The following is a 24,422-nucleotide window of genomic DNA, read 5'->3' as shown; positions in this document are numbered from 1 at the left end:
TTTAAATTAAATGACTGGTAATATAATGCAAATCTGTTAATATTATTGTCCAAGTTGTTAGTAAAATGGTTTTTTGTTATACATTAGATTGGTTACATTTGCTTAGGCGGTCTTTAAATAGTTAAAATTCAATATTTGTGACTGAGTGAAATAACAAGCCTATTTTCTTAAGTTATTAATGAAAATAAATTGTTAGTTTTGTTGAAATTAAAAAAGTTTGATGCTTTCAATAGATCCGAAAACCTTATCAACCAGTAAATTGCATGGGTATTTGTTAAGTGCCGTGGCACCAAGACCTATTGCTTTTGCGAGTACTGTTGATGTTGATGGACGTGCCAATTTATCGCCATTTAGCTTTTTTAATGTGTTTAGTGCGAATCCGCCCATATTGATTTTTTCGCCATCACGTCGTGTAAGAGATAATACTGTTAAGCATACGCTTAAAAACGTATTGGTGACAAGGGAAGTGGTTATTAATGTGGTGAGTTTTGATATGGTTCATCAAACATCGTTAAGTAGCACCGAGTATCCCGAAGGGGTTAACGAGTTTGAAAAGGCAGGTTTTACCATGTTGAAATCTGATATAGTAAAACCATTTCGTGTCGCAGAATCGCCCGTACAGATAGAGTGTAAGGTGAACGATATCATAGAATTGGGAATTGAAGGTGGGGCAGGAAATTTAGTTATTTGTGAAGTGGTAAAGCTTCATATTGATGAAGATGTTTTGAATGAAGACGGCTCCATAAACCAAGAAAAATTAGATTTGGTAGCTAGAGCAGGAGGTAGTTACTACAGTCGCGCAAAGAAGGGCTTTTTTGAAATACCAAAACCCTTAACCACATTAGGTATTGGGATTGATAATTTTCCTGAAGACGTTAAAAATAGCATGGTGCTAACAGGAAACGATTTAGGGATGTTGGGCAACGTAGAAAGCTTGCCAACCGAAGCCGAAGTTGATGATTTTATTAAAGATATCAGTGAAAGATATCCAAAGATAAAAACCAAAACATACAGACAAAAACATAAACTGGCACGTAACTATTTAAGTTTTGGGGATGTTGAAAGTGCTTGGAAAATATTGTTATCTTAAATTTTAGGCAACAAATTAGTAGAGAATAAATAATAAGAATAAATACAGATTAAATGGAAGTTCAAGGAAGAATTAAAATGGTAGGAGAAACTCAAACTTTTGGAGGTAATGGGTTTAGAAAACGAGAAATTGTAGTTACTACGGAAGAGCAGTATCCACAACACATTATGGTGGAGTTTGTGCAAGATAAATGCGATTTACTTAACAGTTATAAAGAAGGACAACAAGTAAAAATAAGCATCAATTTACGTGGAAGGGAATGGGTAAACCCACAAGGTGAAACCAAATATTTCAACTCCATTCAAGGTTGGAGAATTGAAGCGTTACAAGCAGCAAGTTCTGATGGTAGTTTGCCACCGGTACCGCCTACGGATGCTTTTGAGCCAGCAGGCAATTTAAACGAAGACGATCACGACGATTTACCGTTTTAATCAATTCCTGCGAAGGCAGGAATCTCATAAAATCAACCTCTTTGTTAAATAAAACTAAGAGGTTTTTTACTTTTACAGAATAGCGATCCATGCACTACCTAACCCAAGACATAAAATTCCCCGATGTTACCGAAGCCTCCCCAGATGGTTTGTTGGCTATTGGAGGCGATTTATCGGAAGCACGTTTAATACAAGCCTATAAACAGGGTATATTTCCATGGTTTAATGAAGGAGAACCCCTTTTATGGTGGTCTCCCAACCCACGTTTTGTGCTGTTTCCCGAAAAGTTGAAAGTTTCAAAAAGCATGAAACAAGTATTAAAAAATAAAGGCTATGTGGTTACGGTAAATAAAGATTTTAGAGCGGTAATAACCGCATGTTCCAAAGCCAAGCGAGACGGACAAGCAGGCACTTGGATTACTAACGACATGATTGAGGCTTACGTAAAACTGCACGATTTAGGTTATGCAAAATCGGTTGAGGTTTGGGATAAAGACAAGCTAATTGGTGGTTTCTACGGAATCGATTTAAACAACGGCGTGTTTTGTGGCGAGAGCATGTTTGCCAAAATAAGTAATGCTAGTAAAGTAGCGTTTATTACATTCATTCAAAACACCCATTATAAACTGATTGATTGCCAAGTCTACACCAACCACCTGGAGAGTTTGGGAGCTGAAAATATTTCTAGAGACTTATTTTTGGAGTATTTAAGCCTTTAAATAGTATAGGTTTTGTGTTTGATTTCAGCTATCTTCGTTTGTTTGTGTTGAATTTATTTCAGTAATAGCCGATATAATCAATTAAAACAAACGATATCTTAAACGTTGGTAAAAATTAAATCCAGATGAACCAGATATATAAACTTATCATATTTACTTTTTTATCTTCTGTTGTTTACGGACAAAGTTCGTTAGTTTGGGATTTCCCAACAGAAGGTGGCGTTTATTCATCACCTGCAGTTGATGATAATACACTATACATTGGAAGCAATGATTCATGTTTATATGCTTTGGATAAGGAAAACGGCAGATTGAAATGGAAATTCAGAACAGGAGGGGAAATTAAATCTCAACCCTTACTGTACAATGGTTCTGTGATTTTTAACAGTACCGATGGATTCGTGTATTCTATTGACAAAAGAAATGCACAAGAGCAATGGAAATTTAAAACAAATGGAGAAAAAAGATTGGACATGTGGGATTATTATCTTTCATCGCCAGTATACTCAGATAATAAAGTGTTTGTTGGGAGTGGTGACGGAAATATTTATGCCATTGAACCGAGTAGTGGAACACTAATCTGGAAGTTTAAAACGGATGATATTGTGCACGCAACCCCATTGGTTTATAAGGACAAGGTTTATGTAGGTAGTTTTGATGGGCACTTTTATGCATTAAGTGCTAATAATGGCGATTTGGTTTGGAAATTTAGAACAGTTGGTGATGTTTATTTTCCTAAAGGAGAAATTCAAAAAGGAGCTGCTATTTATGAAAATGCCTTAATTTTTGGGAGTAGGGATTATAATATGTATGCTTTAAATATTGAGACAGGACGAGGACTATGGAATATGAAAGAAAAGGGAAGCTGGATTATTGCTACGCCTCTTATAGTTGATGATGTTGTTTATTTTGGAACCTCGGATTCCCACAGATTTTGTGGGTTATCTGCAAAAAATGGCTACGAAGCATATTCCTATCCTATAAATATGCGTGTGTATGGCAAAGCGGTATTGTTTGAAAATGATATCTATTTCGGGTGTTTCAATGGCAAATTGTATAGGCTTAATAAGTTAAAAGGAGCATTAGAACAAGTTTTTCAGACTCATGGCAGTAAAAGAAATTATCATACGGTTTACAATGAGAAAGATGAATTTAAAACCGGTTTTGAATTATACGGTAAGGATTCAGAAGCTTCAGAAAAGAAAATCCTTGATTTAGGAGCAATCCTATCAACCCCGATAGTGGATAAAGGGATTATGTATTTTGGCGATGCAAATGGATATGTTTATGCATGTAAACTTCAATAGAATAACTTTTGGCAACAAGTCGATGTAGTCAATTGAAGTTGATCATATCGTAAACGTTGACATGAATCCTCCATACTCCGAAGCATTGACTTCTAGGGCTAACGCCAAGGAGAAGGATCAGGCGAATGGGAGGAAAATAAAACTGCTGTAATGCCTATTTTTTAAAATGCCGTTTGTTTTTTGTAGGTGGATTTTTGTTATATTCGTAAACATACAAAGAATATAACTTTAATTTTATTACTATCTATTGTGGTTATATGGTTGTTGGCAACAACCTAAAAATACAGACAAATTACAAGGCACATGAAGAAAGGAATTATAATTCTTGGGAGCTCAAATAGCGACGGAGAAACAAGGAAAATAGTTTCTTATGTTAGTAAAAAAACGTATTATCCTATCATTGATTTAAAAACTAAGAACATATCGGAATTTGATTATGAATTCAAAAATATAGAGGATGATTTTCATCCATTAATAAAAGAAATCGTAAATAACTATGAGATTATAGTATTTGCAACACCTGTATATTGGTATTCAATGAGTGGAATTATGAAAACATTTTTTGATAGAATTTCAGATTGTTTGAAAATACAAAAGGAAACAGGCAGAAAATTGAGAGGTATGGAAATGGCAATTATAAGTTGCGGCTCAGATAAAAAATTAAAGAATGGATTTCATATGCCTTTTATTGAAACCGCTAAATACCTTGGAATGAATTATATATCAGATGTACATTGTTGGATTGAAAGCGAAACTATACCTATTTCTGTAAAAAATGAGTTGAATACATTCATCATTTCAATACAATAGCATAATGGAATTACAGGCTTATTTAAGTAGAATAAATTTTCACGACACACTTAGTCCCAATAAAGATGTTCTTTACAAACTTCAAAAACACCATCTGCTTAATATCCCTTTTGAAAACTTGGACATCCATTATGGCACAAAAATAAGCCTGTCAATAAACGACATTTATAGAAAAGTAGTCATCCGAAAACGAGGAGGATTCTGCTATGAACTAAATGGATTATTTCATCAACTTCTTATGGAAATCGGTTTTAATGCCAAACTAATTTCCGCACAAGTTCACACAAAAAACGGCGAATATAGTCCCGAATATGACCATATGGCGATTATTGTCAATTTGGAAAATCAAGATTTTTTAGTTGATGTAGGGTTTGGGAAATTTTCTTTAGAGCCTCTGAAATTGGAATTAAACCGAAAGATTATAGATAGTTATGGAGAATTTCAATTTGACAAATACAGCGTTGATTATTATTGCATAAATGAGCTAAAAAATAATGACTTAATTCCTCAATATATTTTTCAAAATGAAGAGCGAGAGCTATATGAATTCCAAGAAAGATGCGAATTTCATCAAACTAATGAAGATTCTCATTTTACCAAAAAGAAATTAATCTCAATTGCAAAACCTAATGGCAGACTTACGCTCAATAATTCACTATTAAAGATTACTCGATTTGGAATTGAGGAAGAAATAGAATTTAATGAAAGTGAGTTTGAGGAGAAATTGGGACAGTATTTTGACATAAAGTTATAAAAGGCAGTTGCCAACCGTATCCTAATTCACGCTTAAATTTAAACTAATATAAACTGGCAAGCATTCAATAATAATATTGCTACATCGGAAAAATCTCTGATTTTTACGTCGCACAAACCGTATATAACCCCGTTAGCGGTAATCCTCCATACTCCGAAGCATTGACTTCTTGGGTTAACGCAAAGGTGAAGGATCAGCCGAATGGGAGGAAAATAAAACCGCTGTAAGGCCTACATTTTTAAAATGTCATTTGTTTTTTGTAGGTGGTTTTTTATTATATTCGTAAACATATAAAGGATATAACTATAATTGTATTGCTATTTATTGTGGTTATATGGTTGTTGGCAAATATTTAGAAATTTTCGATAATTAATGAGCAACGAAACTTTAAAAGAAAAATTAGACGAGTTTATAAAGCTATTCGAATCTGAATCTGAGGAAATAAAAGGAAACGTAAATTACAATTCTACTCTGAATATTACTAATCAACTTCTTAAATTTCATCATAACAAGGAATCGGAAAAATATAAAACTCTGATTGCGGAATATATTGACGAATTAAAAACAACTGACTTACCAACTGGAACTAAAACTCAATTGGAATTATATAATAAATATATTCTGAAAACTGGACAATATTTAATCCACGAAAGAGACTTTAGACATAAAGGAACAAACAAAATAAAATATATCACATTCGGAATTGTATTGGACTTTTTGGCTTACTATTTTTTCAAATCAAAACTTCCATTCTATTTGCCGATTTTCACTCTGATTTTCACATTTTTGGGAATTAGGAGAACGAAAAAAATGGTAACAGACGGAAAAGCTTTTGGACGTGGATATTAAAAACGATTTGCCAACACCGCTGTAGCAACGAGATATTGTGTTTAATACTGCAACCAAACTTAGATTTTCCATAGGAAAATCCTCGTGGAAATACGTAGCTTTACAAACAAACACCGTTAATTTAATGAAATGATAGAAAAACCTAAAAATATTGATCCGAAATTATATTTTAGTCCGTTTCTTTTAATCGCAAAAGGTAATGATTTAATTGAATCGCTAACAATTTCAAAAAATGAGATCATTGATTTAATAAACGGAATTGATAATTCCATGTCCAATTATAAATACGAGGAAAATAAATGGACTATCAAACAAGCACTGAAACATATATGCGATTCCGAAAGAGTTCATTCATATAGAGCGCTTAGATTTAGCAAAAATGATAAAACGGATTTACCTGGTTTTGACGAAAATGAATATGCTAAAATTGACAACTCGGAAAACTTAAATCTTGAGCAAATAAAAAATGAATTTATTGCTGTACGAAATTCTACAATTGAACTTTTTAAATCTTTAAATTTAGATTCCCTTGATTATATAGGAACTGGGAACAAGCAAGAATTGACTCCGAGAATTGTGGGATGGAAAATCTCTGGACATTCAACCCACCATTGTAAAATAATTAAGGAAAGATATTTACAGTCAAAATAAAAATAAATGTCCGAAATAATCAAACTTGAATTATTTGAAGAAAAAGATTTCGATAGACTTATTAAATGGGCTTATGATGAGGAAACCTTAATTCAATTTGCGGGTCCTATTTTTATTTTTCCATTAACAAATGAGCAACTATATGGTTATATAGGCAACAAAGAAAGATTGCCTTTTAAGGTTATTGACTCGGTTACTAATATAGTCATTGGACATGCAGAAATTTCTTCATCGGAAGAGACAAATCCAATTAAAATTTGTAGAATTTTAATTGGAGACAAAACTAAAAGAGGAAAAGGCTACGGAGAGAAAATAATAAAATCGCTTTTAGAAATAGCATTTAATGAATTGAATAAAGAAAAAGCTGAATTGAATGTGTTTGATTGGAATACAGGTGCTATAAAATGCTATGAAAAAGTTGGATTTAAAATAAATAAAAATAAAACATCAACCTCAGTTGTCAAAGGAGCGCATTGGAAAGCTATAAATATGATTATTAATAGAAGTGACTGGGTATAACATTTATATAAAACCCGCTTTAAACCATTTCTAGAGACTTATTTTTGGAGTGTTTTTTGGTTTCGTCAACAAAAAATCAGCTATTTTTGTTGCTATAAAATGACATTCCTGAATAATATAAAAAATAGTTTGTGAGATTCAAACTTTTAGATTCCAAAAATGATTAAAAAAATAATTTTTCAACTTTTCTTATTATTATCTATACACCAATTAGGTGCGCAAAATTATCAACATCAAAGTAATGTATTATGGGTAACGACTCCTAGCAATACAGATTGGTTGTATAAGCTTAATGAAGAAGCCAAGGTAACGGTATCAGTTTACGAATATGGTGTTTTACAAGACAATGTAGATGTCAGTTATAGTATTGGTCCTGAAATGATGCCAGTTGATACTGAAGGAACGTTAACCATAAAAAACGGAAAAGCAGTTATTCCCATAGGCACGATGTCTCAGCCTGGTTTTAGAGATTGTAATCTTACAATAGAACTTCATGGTGTAGCATATAAACACCACATCAAAGTAGGTTTTGAACCTGAAAAGTTAGAGCCTTATACAAGATTTCCTGATGATTTTGTTAATTTTTGGAATAAAGCCAAAGAAGAAGCTGCAAAATGCCCTATGAAGATAGAAAGAAAATTTGTCCCAGAGTATTCAAGTGACAAAGTAGATTGCTATCTTGTTAAACTGCAGGTATATGAAAAAGGACAATATGTGTATGGATACTTAACATTACCAAAAAAGCAAGGTAAATATCCAGTAGTTTTTTCTCCCCCAGGCGCGGGTATTAAACCAATGAATCCTTCAAAAGATATTTTTTATGCAGAGAATGGCTGTATTCGTTTTGATATGGAAATACATGGCATACGGCCAGATTTAGATGCTGAAACATATCAGGAAGTAAGTAGGGCATTTGGTAGGGGTGATAACAGTTATTTAGTTAATGGATTGGATGATAGAGACTCTTATTATATGAAGAAAGTGTATCTAGCATGTGTAAGGGCATTAGATTATTTAACTTCTTTGCCTGAATGGGATGAAAAAAATTTAATAGCACAAGGTGGAAGTCAAGGTGGTGCGTTGGCATTAATGACTGCGGGGTTAGATTCTAGAATTACAGCATGTGCTGCCAATCATCCCGCATTAAGTGATATGGCAGGCTATAAAGCAAACAGAGCAGGCGGCTATCCACATTTATTTAAAAATTATTCGGGAATGGACACCCCTGAAAAACTAAAAACATTAGAATATTACGATGTGGTTAATTTTGCTAAATTGATCAAAGTTCCCGTTTTTATGACTTGGGGCTATAATGATAACGTGTGTCCACCTACAACAAGCTATATTGTTTACAACATTTTGAAAAGCAAAAAAGAAGCATTAATTACACCTGTAAATGAACATTGGATTAGTCTTGAAACACGTCATTCTATACTGGATTGGATAAAGAAAAATCTTAACTAAGCCACTGCCTAAAAAGGCTTATTAAACCTCTCTATACCTAAAACACCCAACCTCATGGTCGTTCACCATACCAGTTGCCTGCATGTGCGCATACATAACGGTACTGCCTACAAACTTAAAACCTCGTTTTTTTAAGTCTTTGCTTAAGGCATCGCTAATGGCAGTGGTAGGTGGCGCTTCTTTATAATTTTTCAGCTTGTTTTTTATCGGTTTACCATTTACAAAATCCCAAATGTATTTGCTGAAACTTCCAAATTCTTCTTGAATTTTCATAAATAATTGGGCATTGGTAACGGTGGCATTAACCTTTAGCTTGTTTCGTATAATGCCAGCATCTTGTAGGAGTTCATCAATTTTACTTTGATTATAAGTTGCTATTTTTTTGTAATCAAAATTATCAAAAGCAGCTCTAAAATTTTCACGCTTACGCAAAATGGTTATCCAACTCAAGCCTGCTTGAAAGGTTTCTAAAATTAAAAATTCAAAAATGGTGGCATCATCATATACGGGAACACCCCATTCCTGGTCATGGTACGCTTCATATAAAGCATCGCCAACACACCAACCGCATCTGTGTTTTTCAGTCATCATGGTTTTTGTAAATATTAAAGTAAAAGTATGACAATTATCATCTGATTTAAAATAACAAGACGCTAATTTTGTAGTGTTCAAAAATAATCAACATGAAATCCATTATAGCTCAAAGTATAAATCGTGGCATAAGTTATCAAGCTTATAGAGAGTTGGTGAAACAATTAGTGGAACAAAAAACAACAACAGGAAAGGATAAAACACGGGTTTTGGCGCACTATACAAAGCTAAACGATAAGCGCATGAACCGTTGGGATAAAACTTTAAAAATTCCGAAGGTGGCACAACAAAAAATCAGTGGATTTGAGCAACCTATTACTTGGTTGGTTATTGTTGAAAGTTGGTGTGGTGATGGCGCTCATGTACTTCCGGTATTGAATAAAATGACAGAATTAAATAATCTTATTAATTTGAAAATTGTGCTTCGCGATGAAAACCCTGAACTTATGGATTTGTTTTTAACCAATAAAAGCCGCTCGATACCTAAATTAATTATGATTGATACTAAAACAGGCGACGTTTTAAATAGTTATGGACCCAGGCCAAGCGAAGCAACAAGTCTTGTAAGCCGTTACATAGCTAAATACGGGATTTTAACACCAGAATTTAAAGAGGATTTGCAGCATTGGTACAATAATGATAAAGGACAAAATGTTATTGACGATGTGACCAATATGCTTTGCGAATTACGACCTAATGTTTGCCAATAAAACTAAAGGTAATAGAGCCTAACTGTGAGTTTTTGGAAGCATCAGCACTAAATTGTGAGTTTTTGGCGTACTCTAAAGCATGTTCAATTAAACATGCGTTTCTAGAGTTTGAAGCGTTGTTTACGTAGGCATCTATAACACTGCCATGGGCATCAACCTTAATATTAATAACAATTTTTCCGTCTACTTCACATAAATAAACAGGAATAGGGATATATACTTTTTTTCTGTTTATTAAGGAAAAACTAACGGTACTTTTAGTATTAACACCTGGGGTTTGTTGCTGTTTTAACAAATCGTTTACCTTACTATATGATGACAATTCTTCTTTATTAACCGCTGGTTTTAAAGGTTTGTTTTCTCCAAGGCTGTTAGATCCATCGTCTTCCCCATCGTTTTCTTCACTAGATTTTGGCACATAGTCTTCTGGAGGAGCAATTTGTTTGAAAGCTTGAGCAAAATGCTTGTTATTATCTGCTTCGTTAAAAGCTTTGTTGGTTTCGGCTTTACTATTATTTAGTTTATCTAAAGCCTCTATTATTTTTTTGTCCTCTTCGGTGAGTTCTTTTTCGGGTTCTAATTCGTAGTAGCTTTCAGAAATGACTTCGTCTTTGTCTTTTAAATTTAAATTAAAAATAGACAAAACGACCGTTCCTGAAATCAGGAAGGTTAGTAGTAGGGCTTTATGTTGATCTGTGAGGCGCAAATAGTTCTGTTTTATATTGATTGGCATAACTATATACGGCAAAATAACATAAAAAGTTTAAAATAACATCAATTCTAAGAAAATTGATATACTCGATAAACCTTCAAGGGTTCTATAACCAAAGCGTTTTCTGGTGAAATCCAGCCCAAAATGTATGGAATTGTTATTCTCAAGAATGCCTTGTATTCCTATGCCTAGTTTGTACATATTGCCTTTTTCAAACGATTTTCCCATGCCTAAAAGTGTTCCGTAGCCACCACGTACAAACATATTGGTATCATCAACAATAATATTGTGCTGAAGATTTAAATAGGTGGGGAAAAAATGAAGTCCTTGTTGCGAATGGTAATTGTATTCAAAATTAAGTCCTACCATAGTGCGTTTGTCAAATTGATAACCAACGGTATTATTTACAAATAAGGCACTTGGATTGATTAGTGGTCCAGAATCATCGTCTTGGTCTAAAGTATATTCTTTATTTATGGATAGTGTAGTGGCTAAAGAAATTTTATAGAAAACACCATGGGTTTTTTCTTCTTCAATTTGTGAAAATGAAGCAAAAGAGGTTGAAAATATGATGCTGAACAAGAAGTAAAATGGCTTCATATTATAGGTGTTATTTAAGAGACTGTTTAAATTTTGTTTTTGGAATGTTTTATAGGGTATTTTTTTGTCAGACAAAGGTATTTTGAGATTCATAGCATAGCTATGGACCGAAAAATAGCTGAAGTATGGCGAAAAAAGGCACATAAAAGAGCCAAAGGATAAAACTTAAACAGTCTCTAAATAATTGTATCAATAATTATTCCAAGGAAAGCCTATTGATAAAGGTTTCAATGGAAACACTATCATCCACATGGAATTTGCCAATTTTAGTGCGTCTTAAAGCCGATAAATGTCCGCCCGATTGCAATGCTTTTCCAAAATCGTTAGCCAAGGAGCGTATGTAGGTGCCTTTACTACAAACCACTCTAAAATCAATATCTATGGAGCCTGTACCGAGTGCGGTTGAAGTATCCATATTGGTGATTTCAAATTCTGAAATGTTTACGGTTCTTGGTTTAATGTCGACTTCTTCGCCAGCTCGGGCAAATTCATATAATCGTTTTCCGTCTTTTTTTATGGCTGAAAACACTGGTGGAAATTGCTGAATCTCACCAGTAAATTGCTTGGTAGTTTCCTTAATTAGAGCTTCGGTAATATGATGGGTGGGGAAAGTTTCGTTTATCTCAGTTTCTAAATCAAACGAAGGGGTTGTACTTCCTAAAACAATGGTGCCCGTGTATTCTTTTATTTGAGCTTGAAAAGAATCGATTTCTTTGGTCATTTTTCCTGTACAAATTACCAACAAGCCCGTGGCAAGCGGGTCTAAAGTGCCTGCATGACCAACTTTTATTTTCTTTAATTTGAAAGCTTGCCTAATTTCCCAACGTAATTTATTAACCACTTGAAAGGAGGTCCAATGCAGTGGTTTGTCAATTAAAAGTACTTGACCAGAAAGATAATCATCAACATTAAGCATTAAACAACAGTTAGTTTATAGATGAAAAAATGAATGATTAACAACGCAATGCCAAGAACAATGCGGTAGTAACCAAATAGTTTGAAGCCTTTTTTGCTTAAGTAATCTATAAACGACTTTATGGCAATTAATGCCACAATAAAGGCTAAAACATTCCCAATAATAAGATAGTTAATTTGATCACTACTTAACTCGAAACCAGCTTTGTAATAATCGTATAATTTTTTGGCAGTCGCACCAAACATGGTGGGGACGGCTAGAAAAAATGAAAATTCGGCAGCTGTTTTTCGGTTTAATTTTTGGGTCATACCACCAACAATACTGGCGCCACTACGTGAGGTTCCAGGAATCATGGCAAGACATTGGAAAAAGCCAATTTTTAAAGCTGTGGCATAACTTATTTTAGTATGGGCTTCGGGGTTCGCTTCATCGTAAACTTCGTTGGCTTTAAACCAATCGTCTACTTTTATTAATATAAATCCGCCTAAAATTAAAGTAATGGCAACGACTACGGGGCTTTCCAATAACTCATCAATCACATCATTTAAAAGCAATCCTAAAATAACAGCAGGAATAAAAGCAACCAGTAGTTTGTAATAAAAATCCAAGCTTTGAAAAAAGCGTTTCCAGTATAAAACGACTACCGATAAAATAGCACCAAGCTGAATAACGATGGTGAACAGTTTTGTAAAATCGTCTGAAGCTATCTTCATGAACGATGATGCAATAATCATATGACCTGTGGATGATATGGGTAAATATTCGGTAACGCCTTCTATGATGGCTAAAATAATGGCTTCAATATAATTCATGTGGCAAATGTATTAAAATACCTAAATGAAATTGCGAAATATTGTTTGAATTTATTGCAATTATTCATAGTTTAACGGTTGAAGAAGTTTATATCTTAACTAGAGTTTGATGTCATGTAATCTGATATATAAGTGTTTAAATGATTAAATAAAAAAACGATATCATTACAAAACCTAGTTCAGAGTGATAAACTTACTTAGTAACTTCTAACTGTTTAGCTGTTTAACCGTGTAATCGTTGAATTGTATATTAAAAACTTCATCGGCACATCAAACTTTAAACTCTGAACTTCTAATATTGTACTTTTAACATTGTATTTGCTATTTAATAATGAAAATTGTTCTCGCACCCGATAAATTTAAAGGTTCCCTAACAGGATTACAGTTTTGTAATGCAGTAGAAGAAGGCATTAAAGAAATTTTGCCTAAAGCCGACATTATTAAAATGCCATTGGCCGATGGGGGTGATGGTACTATTGATATTTTAGAATACCATTTAAAAGGAAATCATATTCATGCAAGCGTAAACGACCCGCTCTTTAGAGAAATTGAAGCGTCCTACCTTTATATGGATTCTAGTGAAACAGCTTTTATTGAAATGGCTGAAGCTTCCGGAATGCATCTTTTGAAAAAGGAAGAGCAGAATTGTTTTTATACCACCACGTTAGGTACTGGTGAACTGATTTTAGATGCCATCAATAAAGGGGCTAAAACCATTATTTTAGGTATTGGAGGTAGTGCTACAAACGATTGTGGCATGGGTATGGCAACCGCTTTAGGCTATAAATTTGAAGATGAGCACGCGAAAGCGTTACAACCAATCGGGAAGAATTTGTCAAAAGTTAAACAGATTAATACTAATAATGTCATTAACCATCTAAAATCAATAGATTTTAAGGTTGCCTGCGACGTAACAAATCCGTTATATGGAAAAGATGGTGCTGCGTATGTCTATGGATCACAAAAAGGCGCATCGGATGATGACATTAAACAGTTGGATGAAGGTTTAAAAAATATAGCAACTGTTTTTAAAAAGCAATTTAATATAGATGTTCAAAATGTAAAAGGTGCTGGTGCAGCAGGCGGTATGGGAGCGGGAACATTTGTGTTTTTAAATGCCGAATTAAAATCGGGAATTGATTTGGTTAAGGATTTAGTGGACTTTGATACTAAAATTAAAGATGCTGATTGGATCATTACAGGTGAAGGTAAATTGGATTCTCAAACCCTTTCAGGTAAAACCATTAATGGGGTGATAAAATCTGCTAAAAAACAACATATTGCTGTGGCAGCCTTATGTGGTAGTATATCACTATCTAATTATGAAGCTGAAAAATTTGGTATTCTTTATACCGATTCTATTATGGAGAAAGCAAAATCGTTAGATGACGCGATACAGAATGGATATGATTATGTAAAACAGATGGCTGTAAATTTCGCTAAAACGATGGTCTAGGACTTTTTATCTGGATTTAAAAGTATGGCATATATCTGTATTCCAAATCCAATAAGAACTAGCGTAGGAGCTAAGCGAATGCGTCTCCAACTAAAAATTTCTGGGTTAAAAACATTGGGATCGTCACTTCCGCCACCAGACATTAAAATAAAGCCCAAAGCAATAAAAGCCAAACCTATAAGCATGAATTTGTAGTTTTTCTTACCGAATACAAATACGGGTTTTGAGTCTTCTTTTTGTTTTTTTTCTCCCATGATTATCTTTCTCAGAATATTTTAGTGCAAAATAACAGTTTTATTTAAAACTATTGTGTTAATGAAAATCAAATTTTCAAACCCAGAGCCCACAACCCAACAACCATCACCCATCACCCATCAACCAACAACTAATAATACAACGCATCCGTTTTTAAATTCAAGAAACGTTGTGTAGCGATGTGTGTACTAACCCAAGTGATTATAACCCCTAAGGCGAATATAATTGTAAAAAGCAGCACAATTAAAATAGGTGTGTTAAGCAAGCCTAATTCCGGGAATGTTTTGTTGATGTAATACAATACAATGGCCATACCTATTAGCGCTAATACAGCACCAATAATGCCCAATCGCACACTTTTCCAAACAAACGGGCGACGTATAAATTGTTTGGTTGCACCCACCATTTGCATGGTTTTTATGGTAAATCGTTTGGAATAAACGGCCAATCGTATAGAACTGTTAATTAACAAAACGGCAATGAGCGTGAAAATACCACTGATAACCAATACCCAGAAACTTATTTTTTTAACGTTTTCGTTCATGAGGTTCACCAAATCATTATCGTAGGTTACTTCGTCAACAAAGTTTTTTGAAGTCGCTTCTTCCGATATTTTTTCAAGGTGTTCAGAGGTTACAAAATCGGCTTTTAAATGGACATCAATCGAGTTTTGTAATGGGTTGTAGCCTACAAAATCCATAAAATCCTCGCCATTTTCAGCTTTTAAAAATTCGGCAGCCTGTTCTTTTGATACGTATTCAATACTCTTTACGTAATCTGCCATAGCCAAACTTTTTTCGAGTTGTTTGATTTCAACTTCTTTGGCGGTTTCTTTTAAGTAGATGGTAACAACCACTTGTTCTTTAAAATGATCGGATACTTTTTTGGCATTTAAAACCAACATGCCCAACAAGCCCAATAAAAATAATACCAGAGCAATACTCAACACGACTGAAAAGTATGAGGAAATTAGTCGACGTTTTTGGTCTTTTCAAAAGAGGAACTCATAATTATAGGATTAACAGTGTAAAAATAGTAAAGTATTCTATTCCACTAAGTATTACAACGCTTAAAGTTTTAAGATTGTTTTATAAATGGTGATTATAAACTTATTTTTTTTGTGGTTTACTTATTATATACACGCCGACTGCCACAAGTATGCAACTTAATATTTTAACGATATTGATGTCTTGCGCATATTGGTCTTGTATAAAAACATAGGCCAATATGCTGACTAATAGAAAACTAACCACAGGTTGTAAATATATATAACTACTTGTGACAGAAGGCGTCAAGTGATTAAGCGCATAAATATTAAATAAGTAGGCAAAAAAGGTGGTAAATAAAACCACATAGCCAATGGTTAAATAGGTGCTGGTAGTAAAGGCTTCAAAATCGGTATTCAAAAATTCTGAAACCCCAAACGGAAACACATAGATAAACCCAAACAAAAACACCCAACTAATGACGGTAACCGCATGGTATTTTTTCATTAAAGTTTTTGCTAAAACCAGGTAGAGTCCGTAGCTACAGGCATTTAATAAAACAAATAAATTGCCTAGAAACGAACTCGTGCCAACCGCTTTACTGCCATATATAATTAAAAAGATGGCGCCAATAGCTCCCAATGTGATGCCTAGTACTTTATTTTGGGTAATGCGTTCTTTTAAAATAAGAGCACTAAAGATTAAAACTAAAACGGGTGTCGCCGTTTGAATGATTGAAGCGTCAATAGGTGAGGTTAAATTAATGCCATGAAAAAATAACAGTTGGTTAGCGGCGGCACCAAACAGACCACAAAGCGCTAGTATCAATAAATCTTTTTTTTCAATCTTTTCTTTAATAAATAAAAATTTTATGGCCCAAAAAAGGAGGACACAGCAAGAAAGCCTAATAAAAACAAAAGCGGTAGGACCAATTTTATTTGGCATAATGCCCTTAGCAATGATGTAGTTTGCGCCATATATGACATTAGCACCCAATAAGGCCAAATGGGCTTTGGTAGTATCTTTTATCAAACCAAAATGATGTTTAAGCGGCGAAATTACAAATTGCATTTTAAACAAAACCTTAAATCTAAAGAATTCCTCGGGGCTGGCCCCGGGGTTTCCGCTTCTACCTCTCCTTGAGGAGAGGTCAAAACTGTCTGACAGTTTTGGGTGAGGTGTAATAAACAAATTTCGTTTTTTGTGCCTTTAAGACAAATGAAACAAGCAAAATGCTCCTATGGCTCTGCCTCATGGATTGTTCGTTTCAAGAAATTTGTTTATTTAGTTGTTATATTTAGACAGTCACTAATGATATAAAAAGCTAAATGCTTTTAGTTTTCTGTAGAAAGCGTAAATTTGTGCTTTCAAAAAGCAGAAATACAAGAACATGACGTACGATTTCAATAAAATCGAGAAAAAGTGGCAAGACTATTGGGCAAAAAACCAAACGTTTAAAGCTGAAAATAAATCGGATAAACCTAAATTTTATGTACTGGATATGTTTCCATACCCCAGTGGTGCGGGTTTGCACGTTGGGCATCCATTAGGATACATCGCTTCCGATATTTATGCACGTTATAAACGCCATCAAGGGTTTAATGTATTGCATCCGCAAGGATACGATAGTTTTGGTTTGCCTGCGGAACAGTATGCCATCCAAACGGGGCAACATCCTGCGATTACAACTGCTGAAAACATTAAAACCTACCGCCGTCAGTTAGATCAAATTGGTTTTTCATTCGATTGGTCTCGTGAAGTTAGAACGTCCGATCCAAGCTATTACAAATGGACGCAGTGGATTTTCATTCAACTGTTCAACTCTTGGTATAATAAGGATAGCGATAAAGCTGAAGACATTTCAGAACTCATAAAGATTTTTGCTTCGGAAGGCAATTCAAAAGTAAATGCTGTTTGCGATGATACTGTTGAAGCCTTTTCTGCGGAAGATTGGAATGCTTTTGATGCCGTGAAGCAACAACAAATTTTATTACAATACCGATTAACATATTTAGCTGAAATCGAAGTCAACTGGTGTCCTGCATTGGGAACGGTGTTGGCAAATGATGAGATTGTAAATGGTGTTTCCGAACGTGGTGGCCATCCAGTAATAAGAAAAAAAATGACACAATGGAGTATGCGAATTTCTGCTTATGCGGAACGTTTGCTTCAAGGATTGGATAAAATAGATTGGACCGATTCACTTAAAGAAAGTCAGCGTAACTGGATTGGGAAATCGGTTGGTGCGAGTGTGTTTTTCCCCATCCTATCCTTCCCCGAAGGGGAAGAGAAAGCAGGGTTGCTTACTCGTGCAGGGTATATGACAGGTGGAAATAATTCGCATTTACTACTTAAACATGCTAAAGACATGCGCGCTAATCCTACTCTGGCTGAAGCTGCATTATGGGAACAACTTAGGAATAAAAATTTGGGCGCCAAATTTAGACAACAACATCTAATAGGAGATTACATTGTTGACTTTGTTTGCTTAGATAAAAAATTGATTATCGAAGTAGATGGTGAAATTCATGATTCTCAAATTGAAGAAGATGCTGAACGAACCGAAATCCTAGAAAATAATTACTTTAAAGTTATTCGATTTAAAAATGAAGAAGTTTTAGGTAATATTGAAGGTGTTTTAAAAACAATCAAAGAAGAATTATCACAAAGAGAATCAGTTAAAAGTGATTCACATATAAGTGAGCAAATTCCCCCTTCGGGGGTTAGGGGGATTGAAGTCTTCACGACCCGTCCCGACACCATTTTCGGCGTTTCTTTTATGACGCTGGCTCCAGAACACGAACTGGTTTCACAAATCACAACACCAGAGCAAAAAGCGGAGGTTGAGGCTTATATTTTAGCCACAGCCAAACGTAGTGAGCGCGATCGCATGGCGGATGTAAAAACCATTTCTGGTGTGTTTACAGGTGCGTATGCAGAACACCCATTTACCAAAGAACCGATTCCCGTGTGGATTGGTGATTATGTGCTTGCAGGTTATGGAACAGGTGCAGTGATGTCGGTGCCATGTGGCGACCAACGTGATTATGATTTCGCAAAACACTTTAATATCCCTATTCCTAATATTTTTGAAGGTGTCGATATTTCTGAAGAAGCGTTTGCAGATAAGGATAAAACTATTATTGCGAATTCCGATTTCTTAAACGGTTTAGGTTATAAAGAAGCGACCAAAAAAGTTGTTGATGAATTAGAAAAACTAGGTCAAGGTCAAGGAAAAACCAATTACCGCTTGCGTGATGCGGTGTTTAGTCGCCAACGGTATTGGGGCGAACCCTTCCCGGTGTATTATGTTGATGGCATGCCACAAATGATTGATGCCAAACATTTACCGATTAAATTACCCGAAGTTGAAAAATATTTACCAACCGAAACCGGCGAACCACCTTTAGGAAATGCCACCGTTTGGGCGTGGGACACTAAGAACAACAAGGTGGTGCCTAATGAGATGCTGAAACAAGTTCAGCATGACGAAACGAAGGAAGGTGTCACCCTGAGCGCAGTCGAAGGATCCCACAATGGCATATATCCTCTCGAACTCAACACCATGCCAGGTTGGGCAGGCAGTTCTTGGTATTTTAACCGCTATATGGATGCGCATAACGAAAACGAATTTGCCAGTAAAGAAGCTCTTAATTACTGGAAAGATGTCGATTTGTACATTGGTGGCAGCGAACACGCCACAGGGCATTTATTGTACTCCCGTTTTTGGCAAAAATTCTTGTTTGACAAAGGCTTGGTGCCTGTGGATGAATATGCCAAAAAGCTGATTAACCAAGGGATGATTTTGGGAATGAGTGCTTTTGTTTATAAAGTTTTAGGGACTATTGGGATTCCTCCTGTTTTTATTTCATATAATTTTTATCAGTCAAAGGATTTAAATGCAATTTATTCGTTTTTAGATATTATTCATAGAAAATATAATGTTAAAGAATGGAATGATCAGATGACAATTGATTTTGCGCCTATTCATGTAGATTTGTCAGTTATTAACGACGTATCTAATGAGTTAGATATTGAAAAATTCAAAAATCATACATTAAATCAAGATTATATAAATGCTGAATTCTTGTTAATGGATGGAAGTATTTATGATATTAATGAACCTCTTTCTGGTAAACAAGGGAGGGCATATTTAGTAGGCCGCGAAGTCGAAAAAATGTCCAAATCCAAATACAACGTCGTCAATCCAGACCAAATTTGTGAGGAGTATGGTGCCGACAGCTTACGTCTTTACGAAATGTTTTTAGGCCCCTTGGAGCAATACAAACCTTGGAACACGGCTGGTATTACAGGTGTTCATGGTTTCCTAAAAAAACTTTGGAGATTATATCATCAAGGAGAAGATATTAATCTTAGAGACAATCCTAATTATTATCTTCATGACCCAAAAACAGAAGGTCTTTATGGAGGAGGTAAAGTTGTTGTAAGAGGCTTTGGTGTAACTGATACTGAACCAACAAAAGATAACCTAAAAACATTGCATAAAACCATTAAAAAAGTTCAGGAAGACATCGAGAATTTCTCGTTTAATACTTCGGTATCAACCTTTATGATTGCGGTAAATGAATTGACGGCTCAAAAATGCACTTCAAAAGAGATACTGGAACCGTTATTGATTCTATTATCGCCTTATGCACCGCATATCGCTGAAGAATTATGGGGTCAGTTAGGGCATGCCGAATCGATTTCAACAGCTCCATTCCCAAAATTTGATGCCAGTTATTTGGTAGAAAGCAGTAAAAACTACCCGATTTCATTCAATGGAAAAACGCGTTTTACTTTAGAATTGCCAATGGACTTTAATGCACAACAAATTGAAGAAGTGGTGATGGCGCACGAAAAAACCCAAGAACAATTACAGGGGCGTACTCCTAAAAAAGTAATTATTGTACCTGGTAAAATTGTCAATATTGTAGGTTAAAGCTAAAGCCATTGCTTTGCCATGTTGACGCTAGGAGACATCACATAACAAGAACCGTTTTTAGTCTGTATGTGATGTCTCAATCATACCTGCTTAAAATCGGGACTTCGACAGGATGTTGACGGTGAAGCCTATAGGTAGCATTTTGTCAAGCTGAGACTTTTGTTAAAGTTTTTAACTAGCGAATGCGATGACGTATTTTGTGCAAGTTTAACAAAAAGTCACAATATTTCCGAGGCACAGCGTAGTGTTTATATACCTGTGGTTGAGTATGGTTTTCAGAAAATAGGGGTAGCGATTATGGTGCTTATTTATAATAATGCCCGAATGGTAGTCTAGCAAGCATAAAAATTTTCTGGGTGTGATTTTAAAAAATAATGTAGGATGAAAAAAATCAGGAAAAACGCAGGAGGGATCGATATCGGAGCCAAAAAAATCTTCATAGGTCTTGAAGATAAGGAGGTTCGCAGTTTTGATACCTTCACATCAGATCTGGAACAGGCGGTATCTTACTTAGAGGAAAACAATGTAACCTCAGTGGCCATGGAAGCCACGGGAGTGTATTGGGTCATCCTCTATGATATATTGAAGGCAAGAGGCATCGATGTATGGTTGGTGGATGGCAGGAGCACAAAACAAGTTCCAGGCAGAAAGACCGATGTAAAGGACTGTCAATGGATACAGCAATTGCACAGCTATGGTTTGTTGAACCGTTGTTTTGTTGCAGATGAACTGGTACATGAACTAAGGAGCTATCAACGCCTGCGCGAAGATCACATCCGTAGTGCTGCTATGCATATTAACCATATGCAAAAAGCACTGACCCTGATGAACGTTCGGCTAAAAGAAGTTCTGGACCAAGTTCACGGGGTAAGTGGATTGAAAATAATCAGGGCGATCTTAAAGGGCGAAAGGGATCCCGGGGTTTTGGTAAAGCTATGCCATGGGAGTGTGTTGAAAACAAAAAAGGAACTGATCCTTAAATCCTTGAAAGGGCACTACAATGAAGCAGGGCTATTTGCTTTGGGCCAAGCAGTGGTGTGCTATGATTTTTATCAACAACAAATTGCCGGTTGTGATCTGAAAATGGAAGAAGTCCTTAAAAAGATGGGGGCAAACCGGCCTAAAGTATCAAATAAGGCAACTCCACGAAAAAACGTGAGGCACCACAAACCAAATATAGAAGGAATGGACCGTTATCTATTGCAAATATTTGAAGGCAAAGATGCTACGGTCCTACCCGGTATAACAGATTATAATTGGATGCAGCTCCTATCGGAAATAGGGACTGATTTACATAAATGGAAAACAGAAAAGCATTTTACTTCCTGGTTGGGACTGGCGCCAAAACAGCACCATTCGGGCAAGATGAAAAAAAACTATAAGGCTAAAGGACAACCAAAGGCCGGCCTGATATTTAAGCAAGCGGCCACGAGCCTGCTCAACAGCAAGAAAATTGCATTGGGTGCTTTTGGCAGAAAGATAAGGGCAAAGAAAGGGGCATCACCGGCAATAAAGGCAATGGCAAGAAAACTGGCAGAGCTCTATTGGAAGCTATTTGTTAAAGGACTGTCATATGTAGAGAAGGGAATCAAAGATTATGAGGAGAAGATCTTGTTTAATAAACAAAAGAACATTATGAAAATGGCAAGAGAACTTGGTTTGTCAATTAGCTATAAAACAGCGGTTTAGCAAATACGTCAATGGTAGCCTGTCGAAGCTATATGGAAGAAGTGGTAGTAATGGACTTCGACAAGCTCAGTCTGACAAACTAAATGTCATTTTATATTGCTTTTTTAGAATAAAAATGATAGCTAATGTCGATATGGTCACTATTAGCGTTTCAACTAAAAATAATCACTTTGAATGAATGATACAGAAATCATCGGTTTTTCAGCAGCTATTTTAACAACGGCTGCCTTCTTACCTCAAGTTTACAAAACATGGAAAACCAAAGATGTTTCGGGTTTGTCTTTACCCATGTTAATCATGTTTTTTATTGGCGTTTTTTTATGGCTGGTTTACGGCGTTTATAAACAAAGTCCGTCTATGGTTTCGGCAAATGCCGTAACACTTATTTCGGCGTTTTTATTGGTTTATTTTAAAATTAGGTACAGCAAAAATTAGTTGCTTCAAACTTCTTTTTAGGGGTCTTTTTTGTATATCCGTAATCAATCATTTAGAGAGAATGTCGTTGTCGGGTCGAGCGCAGTCGAGACCTACTTTTGAAGTCGTTAAGTCAATAACCTCTCGACTGCGCTCGAGGAGACGCTCATTATGATTAATCACGGACAATCAGTTTCTTTTTTGTCTTTTCTTCCGAGTTAAATAGTCTCTTAATATTTCCTATTAAATTGATGTGTTTTATGTAATTACTAAAAAAAAGTTAAATTTGTTAAATATTATTCATCAAAAATAGCTTTTTTGAATTTTTTTTCAATTGTTTGTTTTAATATTGCATAGGTTTTTGACTAACTTAAAATATTAAACTATGAAATCGCCATGATTTGTAAACCCAAACACCAATGAAAATAAAGCGATTGCTTCGCCAGTTCGCTATCGCTCGTGTCCATATAACCATTAAAAAACAATAAATATTTACATATGAAAATAGGGGTTCCAATAGAAATTAAAAACAATGAAAACAGAGTAGGTATGACACCCTCGGGTGTGTTTGAATTAACCAAAAGAAACCACACGGTGTATGTACAGAAAAATGCTGGATTTGGAAGTGGTTTTTTTGATAAGGATTATGTTGGAGCTGGCGCCACTATTCTTGATACGATTGAAGATGTTTATGCCGCCGCAGAAATGATTGTTAAGGTTAAAGAACCAATAGAACAGGAGTATAGTTTGATAAAACCACATCATGTAGTATTTACCTATTTTCATTTTGCGTCTAGTGAGGAGCTTACAAATGCCATGATTAAGAGTAAAGCGGTTTGTATTGCTTATGAAACTGTTGAGGATGAAAATGGCACTTTGCCTTTGTTAATCCCTATGTCTGAAGTAGCAGGTAGGATGTCTATTCAACAAGGTGCTAAATATTTAGAAAAACCAATTAAAGGTCGCGGTATTTTATTAGGAGGTGTTCCTGGGGTGCCGCCAGCAAAAGTGTTGGTACTAGGTGCTGGTGTTGTGGGCTATCAGGCGGCTAAAATGGCAGCAGGATTGGGTGCTTTGGTCATTATTATGGATATTAACATGAAAGCATTACGTTATGTAAGTGACTCCATGCCAAATAATGTGATTAGCGAATTTTCGAGTGAATACAATATTAGAAAACATATCAAGGATTCAGATTTAATCATTGGTGGTGTGTTATTAAAAGGCGCAAAAGCACCAAAATTGATTACCAAAGACATGTTAAAAGACATGCGTCCAGGGACTGTAATTGTGGATGTGGCGGTAGATCAAGGCGGATGTTTTGAAACGACCAGAGCTACAACGCATCAAGATCCTACTTATATTATTGATGATGTCGTACATTACTGTGTTGCCAATATGCCTGGAGCTGTTCCATATACATCGACTGTAGCATTAACCAATGTCACTTTACCTTATGTTATTAAATTGGCAAATGAAGGATGGAAGAAAGCCTGTAAAAAGAATGCGTCTTTAGCCAAAGGATTAAATATTGTAAAAGGAGAGATTGTTTATAAAGAAATAGCTGAAGCATTCGATTTAGAGTTTGCAAAAGCTTGAATCACTTTCAATAGTTTAAAAATAGATAACTTTAAACCTCAAGATATTTCTTGGGGTTTTTTAGTTTTGAACTCATTTTAGCCATTTTTTAGGAAATAGAGAAAGTCAAGATAAATTCTTTTACTGACATAATATCATCCAGA

General features: G+C 35.2%; 23 protein-coding genes and 1 pseudogene. 16 read left to right on the top strand and 8 right to left on the bottom strand.

Annotated features, from left to right (window positions below):
* Window positions 1–220 precede the first annotated feature (220 nt).
* The 10 genes from CJ739_RS05840 to CJ739_RS05795 all read left to right on the top strand — a co-directional run bounded on the left by CJ739_RS05840 (window position 221) and on the right by CJ739_RS05795 (window position 8,594).
* Entirely contained in the window at window positions 221–1,090 is an 870-nt protein-coding gene (locus tag CJ739_RS05840) for a flavin reductase family protein (protein WP_117173329.1), read from the top strand.
* Between the two features lie 53 nt (window positions 1,091–1,143).
* Window positions 1,144–1,521 (top strand): DUF3127 domain-containing protein, encoded by a 378-nt coding sequence (locus tag CJ739_RS05835; protein WP_117173327.1) that lies wholly within the window; start codon window positions 1,144–1,146, stop codon window positions 1,519–1,521.
* Window positions 1,522–1,610: 89 nt separating this feature from the next.
* The gene (gene aat, locus CJ739_RS05830) at window positions 1,611–2,240 is read left to right on the top strand and encodes a leucyl/phenylalanyl-tRNA--protein transferase (protein ID WP_117173325.1); all 630 of its coding nucleotides are present in this window, start codon (window positions 1,611–1,613) and stop codon (window positions 2,238–2,240) included.
* 125 nt (window positions 2,241–2,365) lie between these two features.
* The gene (locus tag CJ739_RS05825) at window positions 2,366–3,547 is read left to right on the top strand and encodes an outer membrane protein assembly factor BamB family protein (RefSeq protein WP_117173323.1); all 1,182 of its coding nucleotides are present in this window, start codon (window positions 2,366–2,368) and stop codon (window positions 3,545–3,547) included.
* Between the two features lie 303 nt (window positions 3,548–3,850).
* On the top strand, window positions 3,851–4,357 hold the full coding sequence (locus CJ739_RS05820) for a flavodoxin family protein (protein ID WP_117173321.1): 507 nt from the start codon (window positions 3,851–3,853) through the stop codon (window positions 4,355–4,357).
* Window positions 4,358–4,361: 4 nt separating this feature from the next.
* Entirely contained in the window at window positions 4,362–5,111 is a 750-nt protein-coding gene (locus CJ739_RS05815) for an arylamine N-acetyltransferase family protein (protein WP_117173319.1), read from the top strand.
* A gap of 372 nt (window positions 5,112–5,483) precedes the next feature.
* Window positions 5,484–5,960, top strand: coding sequence for a hypothetical protein (locus CJ739_RS05810; RefSeq protein WP_117173317.1), 477 nt, complete (start codon window positions 5,484–5,486; stop codon window positions 5,958–5,960).
* 129 nt (window positions 5,961–6,089) lie between these two features.
* A complete protein-coding gene (locus tag CJ739_RS05805; RefSeq protein WP_117173316.1) occupies window positions 6,090–6,611 on the top strand; it encodes a DinB family protein in 522 nt (173 codons plus the stop codon).
* 6 nt (window positions 6,612–6,617) lie between these two features.
* Window positions 6,618–7,130, top strand: coding sequence for a GNAT family N-acetyltransferase (locus CJ739_RS05800; RefSeq protein ID WP_205419393.1), 513 nt, complete (start codon window positions 6,618–6,620; stop codon window positions 7,128–7,130).
* Window positions 7,131–7,289: 159 nt separating this feature from the next.
* Entirely contained in the window at window positions 7,290–8,594 is a 1,305-nt protein-coding gene (locus CJ739_RS05795; protein ID WP_117173314.1) for an acetylxylan esterase, read from the top strand.
* A gap of 21 nt (window positions 8,595–8,615) precedes the next feature.
* On the opposite strand, the gene CJ739_RS05790 is transcribed toward CJ739_RS05795, so the two are convergent.
* Window positions 8,616–9,182, bottom strand: coding sequence for a DNA-3-methyladenine glycosylase I (locus tag CJ739_RS05790; RefSeq protein WP_117173312.1), 567 nt, complete (start codon window positions 9,180–9,182; stop codon window positions 8,616–8,618).
* Window positions 9,183–9,277: 95 nt separating this feature from the next.
* Here CJ739_RS05790 and CJ739_RS05785 point away from each other — a divergent pair, with 95 nt between their 5' ends.
* The gene (locus CJ739_RS05785) at window positions 9,278–9,895 is read left to right on the top strand and encodes a thioredoxin family protein (RefSeq protein ID WP_117173310.1); all 618 of its coding nucleotides are present in this window, start codon (window positions 9,278–9,280) and stop codon (window positions 9,893–9,895) included.
* Here CJ739_RS05785 and CJ739_RS05780 read toward each other — a convergent pair.
* The 4 genes from CJ739_RS05780 to CJ739_RS05765 all read right to left on the bottom strand — a co-directional run bounded on the left by CJ739_RS05780 (window position 9,879) and on the right by CJ739_RS05765 (window position 12,935).
* A complete protein-coding gene (locus CJ739_RS05780) occupies window positions 9,879–10,601 on the bottom strand; it encodes a hypothetical protein (RefSeq protein ID WP_236951615.1) in 723 nt (240 codons plus the stop codon). The two genes, CJ739_RS05785 and CJ739_RS05780, sit on opposite strands and share 17 nt — an antisense overlap.
* Window positions 10,602–10,658: 57 nt before the next feature.
* A complete protein-coding gene (locus CJ739_RS05775) occupies window positions 10,659–11,207 on the bottom strand; it encodes a hypothetical protein (protein ID WP_162880140.1) in 549 nt (182 codons plus the stop codon).
* 196 nt (window positions 11,208–11,403) lie between these two features.
* Window positions 11,404–12,123, bottom strand: coding sequence for a tRNA pseudouridine(55) synthase TruB (gene truB, locus CJ739_RS05770; protein WP_117173306.1), 720 nt, complete (start codon window positions 12,121–12,123; stop codon window positions 11,404–11,406).
* Window positions 12,123–12,935, bottom strand: coding sequence for an undecaprenyl-diphosphate phosphatase (locus CJ739_RS05765; RefSeq protein ID WP_117173304.1), 813 nt, complete (start codon window positions 12,933–12,935; stop codon window positions 12,123–12,125). The genes truB and CJ739_RS05765 overlap by 1 nt, the downstream gene beginning before the upstream one ends.
* A 331-nt stretch (window positions 12,936–13,266) precedes the next feature.
* Between CJ739_RS05765 and CJ739_RS05760 the strand changes: the two genes are divergently transcribed.
* Entirely contained in the window at window positions 13,267–14,391 is a 1,125-nt protein-coding gene (locus CJ739_RS05760; protein ID WP_117173303.1) for a glycerate kinase, read from the top strand.
* On the opposite strand, the gene CJ739_RS05755 is transcribed toward CJ739_RS05760, so the two are convergent.
* The 3 genes and pseudogenes from CJ739_RS05755 to CJ739_RS05745 form a co-directional block, all read right to left on the bottom strand.
* Window positions 14,388–14,645, bottom strand: coding sequence for a DUF3098 domain-containing protein (locus tag CJ739_RS05755; RefSeq protein WP_117173301.1), 258 nt, complete (start codon window positions 14,643–14,645; stop codon window positions 14,388–14,390). The two genes, CJ739_RS05760 and CJ739_RS05755, sit on opposite strands and share 4 nt — an antisense overlap.
* 131 nt (window positions 14,646–14,776) lie before the next feature.
* A pseudogene (locus CJ739_RS05750) lies at window positions 14,777–15,654 on the bottom strand (cell division protein FtsX).
* Between the two features lie 101 nt (window positions 15,655–15,755).
* Window positions 15,756–16,703, bottom strand: a complete 948-nt coding sequence (locus CJ739_RS05745) for a DMT family transporter (RefSeq protein ID WP_117173299.1) — start codon at window positions 16,701–16,703, stop codon at window positions 15,756–15,758.
* Between the two features lie 319 nt (window positions 16,704–17,022).
* Between CJ739_RS05745 and CJ739_RS05740 the strand changes: the two genes are divergently transcribed.
* The 4 genes from CJ739_RS05740 (at window position 17,023) to ald (ending at window position 24,279) form a co-directional block, all read left to right on the top strand.
* The gene (locus CJ739_RS05740) at window positions 17,023–20,574 is read left to right on the top strand and encodes a leucine--tRNA ligase (protein WP_117173297.1); all 3,552 of its coding nucleotides are present in this window, start codon (window positions 17,023–17,025) and stop codon (window positions 20,572–20,574) included.
* Window positions 20,575–20,958: 384 nt separating this feature from the next.
* On the top strand, window positions 20,959–22,266 hold the full coding sequence (locus CJ739_RS05735) for an IS110 family RNA-guided transposase (protein WP_117172209.1): 1,308 nt from the start codon (window positions 20,959–20,961) through the stop codon (window positions 22,264–22,266).
* Window positions 22,267–22,440: 174 nt separating this feature from the next.
* Complete coding sequence (locus CJ739_RS05730; RefSeq protein ID WP_117173295.1) at window positions 22,441–22,701, top strand: SemiSWEET family sugar transporter; 261 nt, start codon at window positions 22,441–22,443, stop codon at window positions 22,699–22,701.
* 477 nt (window positions 22,702–23,178) lie between these two features.
* Window positions 23,179–24,279, top strand: coding sequence for an alanine dehydrogenase (gene ald, locus CJ739_RS05725; protein WP_117173293.1), 1,101 nt, complete (start codon window positions 23,179–23,181; stop codon window positions 24,277–24,279).
* The last annotated feature ends 143 nt before the right edge of the window (window positions 24,280–24,422 follow it).

This window comes from Mariniflexile sp. TRM1-10, from assembly GCF_003425985.1.
Lineage (GTDB): Bacteria > Bacteroidota > Bacteroidia > Flavobacteriales > Flavobacteriaceae > Mariniflexile.
This window is presented reverse-complemented; position numbering and strand designations above follow the sequence as displayed.

Excerpts from the sequence above, each read along its gene's own strand:
- ald (WP_117173293.1), top strand. The coding sequence starts at position 23,179 with ATGAAAATAGGGGTTCCAATAGAAATTAAAAACAATGAAAACAGAGTA.
- CJ739_RS05775 (WP_162880140.1), bottom strand. The coding sequence starts at position 11,207 with ATGAAGCCATTTTACTTCTTGTTCAGCATCATATTTTCAACCTCTTTT.
- CJ739_RS05740 (WP_117173297.1), top strand. The coding sequence starts at position 17,023 with ATGACGTACGATTTCAATAAAATCGAGAAAAAGTGGCAAGACTATTGG.
- CJ739_RS05790 (WP_117173312.1), bottom strand. The coding sequence starts at position 9,182 with ATGACTGAAAAACACAGATGCGGTTGGTGTGTTGGCGATGCTTTATAT.
- CJ739_RS05765 (WP_117173304.1), bottom strand. The coding sequence starts at position 12,935 with ATGAATTATATTGAAGCCATTATTTTAGCCATCATAGAAGGCGTTACC.
- CJ739_RS05730 (WP_117173295.1), top strand. The coding sequence starts at position 22,441 with ATGAATGATACAGAAATCATCGGTTTTTCAGCAGCTATTTTAACAACG.
- aat (WP_117173325.1), top strand. The coding sequence starts at position 1,611 with ATGCACTACCTAACCCAAGACATAAAATTCCCCGATGTTACCGAAGCC.
- CJ739_RS05805 (WP_117173316.1), top strand. The coding sequence starts at position 6,090 with ATGATAGAAAAACCTAAAAATATTGATCCGAAATTATATTTTAGTCCG.
- CJ739_RS05735 (WP_117172209.1), top strand. The coding sequence starts at position 20,959 with ATGAAAAAAATCAGGAAAAACGCAGGAGGGATCGATATCGGAGCCAAA.
- truB (WP_117173306.1), bottom strand. The coding sequence starts at position 12,123 with ATGCTTAATGTTGATGATTATCTTTCTGGTCAAGTACTTTTAATTGAC.
- CJ739_RS05800 (WP_205419393.1), top strand. The coding sequence starts at position 6,618 with ATGTCCGAAATAATCAAACTTGAATTATTTGAAGAAAAAGATTTCGAT.
- CJ739_RS05795 (WP_117173314.1), top strand. The coding sequence starts at position 7,290 with ATGATTAAAAAAATAATTTTTCAACTTTTCTTATTATTATCTATACAC.
- CJ739_RS05785 (WP_117173310.1), top strand. The coding sequence starts at position 9,278 with ATGAAATCCATTATAGCTCAAAGTATAAATCGTGGCATAAGTTATCAA.
- CJ739_RS05760 (WP_117173303.1), top strand. The coding sequence starts at position 13,267 with ATGAAAATTGTTCTCGCACCCGATAAATTTAAAGGTTCCCTAACAGGA.
- CJ739_RS05810 (WP_117173317.1), top strand. The coding sequence starts at position 5,484 with ATGAGCAACGAAACTTTAAAAGAAAAATTAGACGAGTTTATAAAGCTA.
- CJ739_RS05835 (WP_117173327.1), top strand. The coding sequence starts at position 1,144 with ATGGAAGTTCAAGGAAGAATTAAAATGGTAGGAGAAACTCAAACTTTT.
- CJ739_RS05820 (WP_117173321.1), top strand. The coding sequence starts at position 3,851 with ATGAAGAAAGGAATTATAATTCTTGGGAGCTCAAATAGCGACGGAGAA.
- CJ739_RS05815 (WP_117173319.1), top strand. The coding sequence starts at position 4,362 with ATGGAATTACAGGCTTATTTAAGTAGAATAAATTTTCACGACACACTT.
- CJ739_RS05755 (WP_117173301.1), bottom strand. The coding sequence starts at position 14,645 with ATGGGAGAAAAAAAACAAAAAGAAGACTCAAAACCCGTATTTGTATTC.
- CJ739_RS05745 (WP_117173299.1), bottom strand. The coding sequence starts at position 16,703 with ATGCAATTTGTAATTTCGCCGCTTAAACATCATTTTGGTTTGATAAAA.
- CJ739_RS05825 (WP_117173323.1), top strand. The coding sequence starts at position 2,366 with ATGAACCAGATATATAAACTTATCATATTTACTTTTTTATCTTCTGTT.
- CJ739_RS05840 (WP_117173329.1), top strand. The coding sequence starts at position 221 with ATGCTTTCAATAGATCCGAAAACCTTATCAACCAGTAAATTGCATGGG.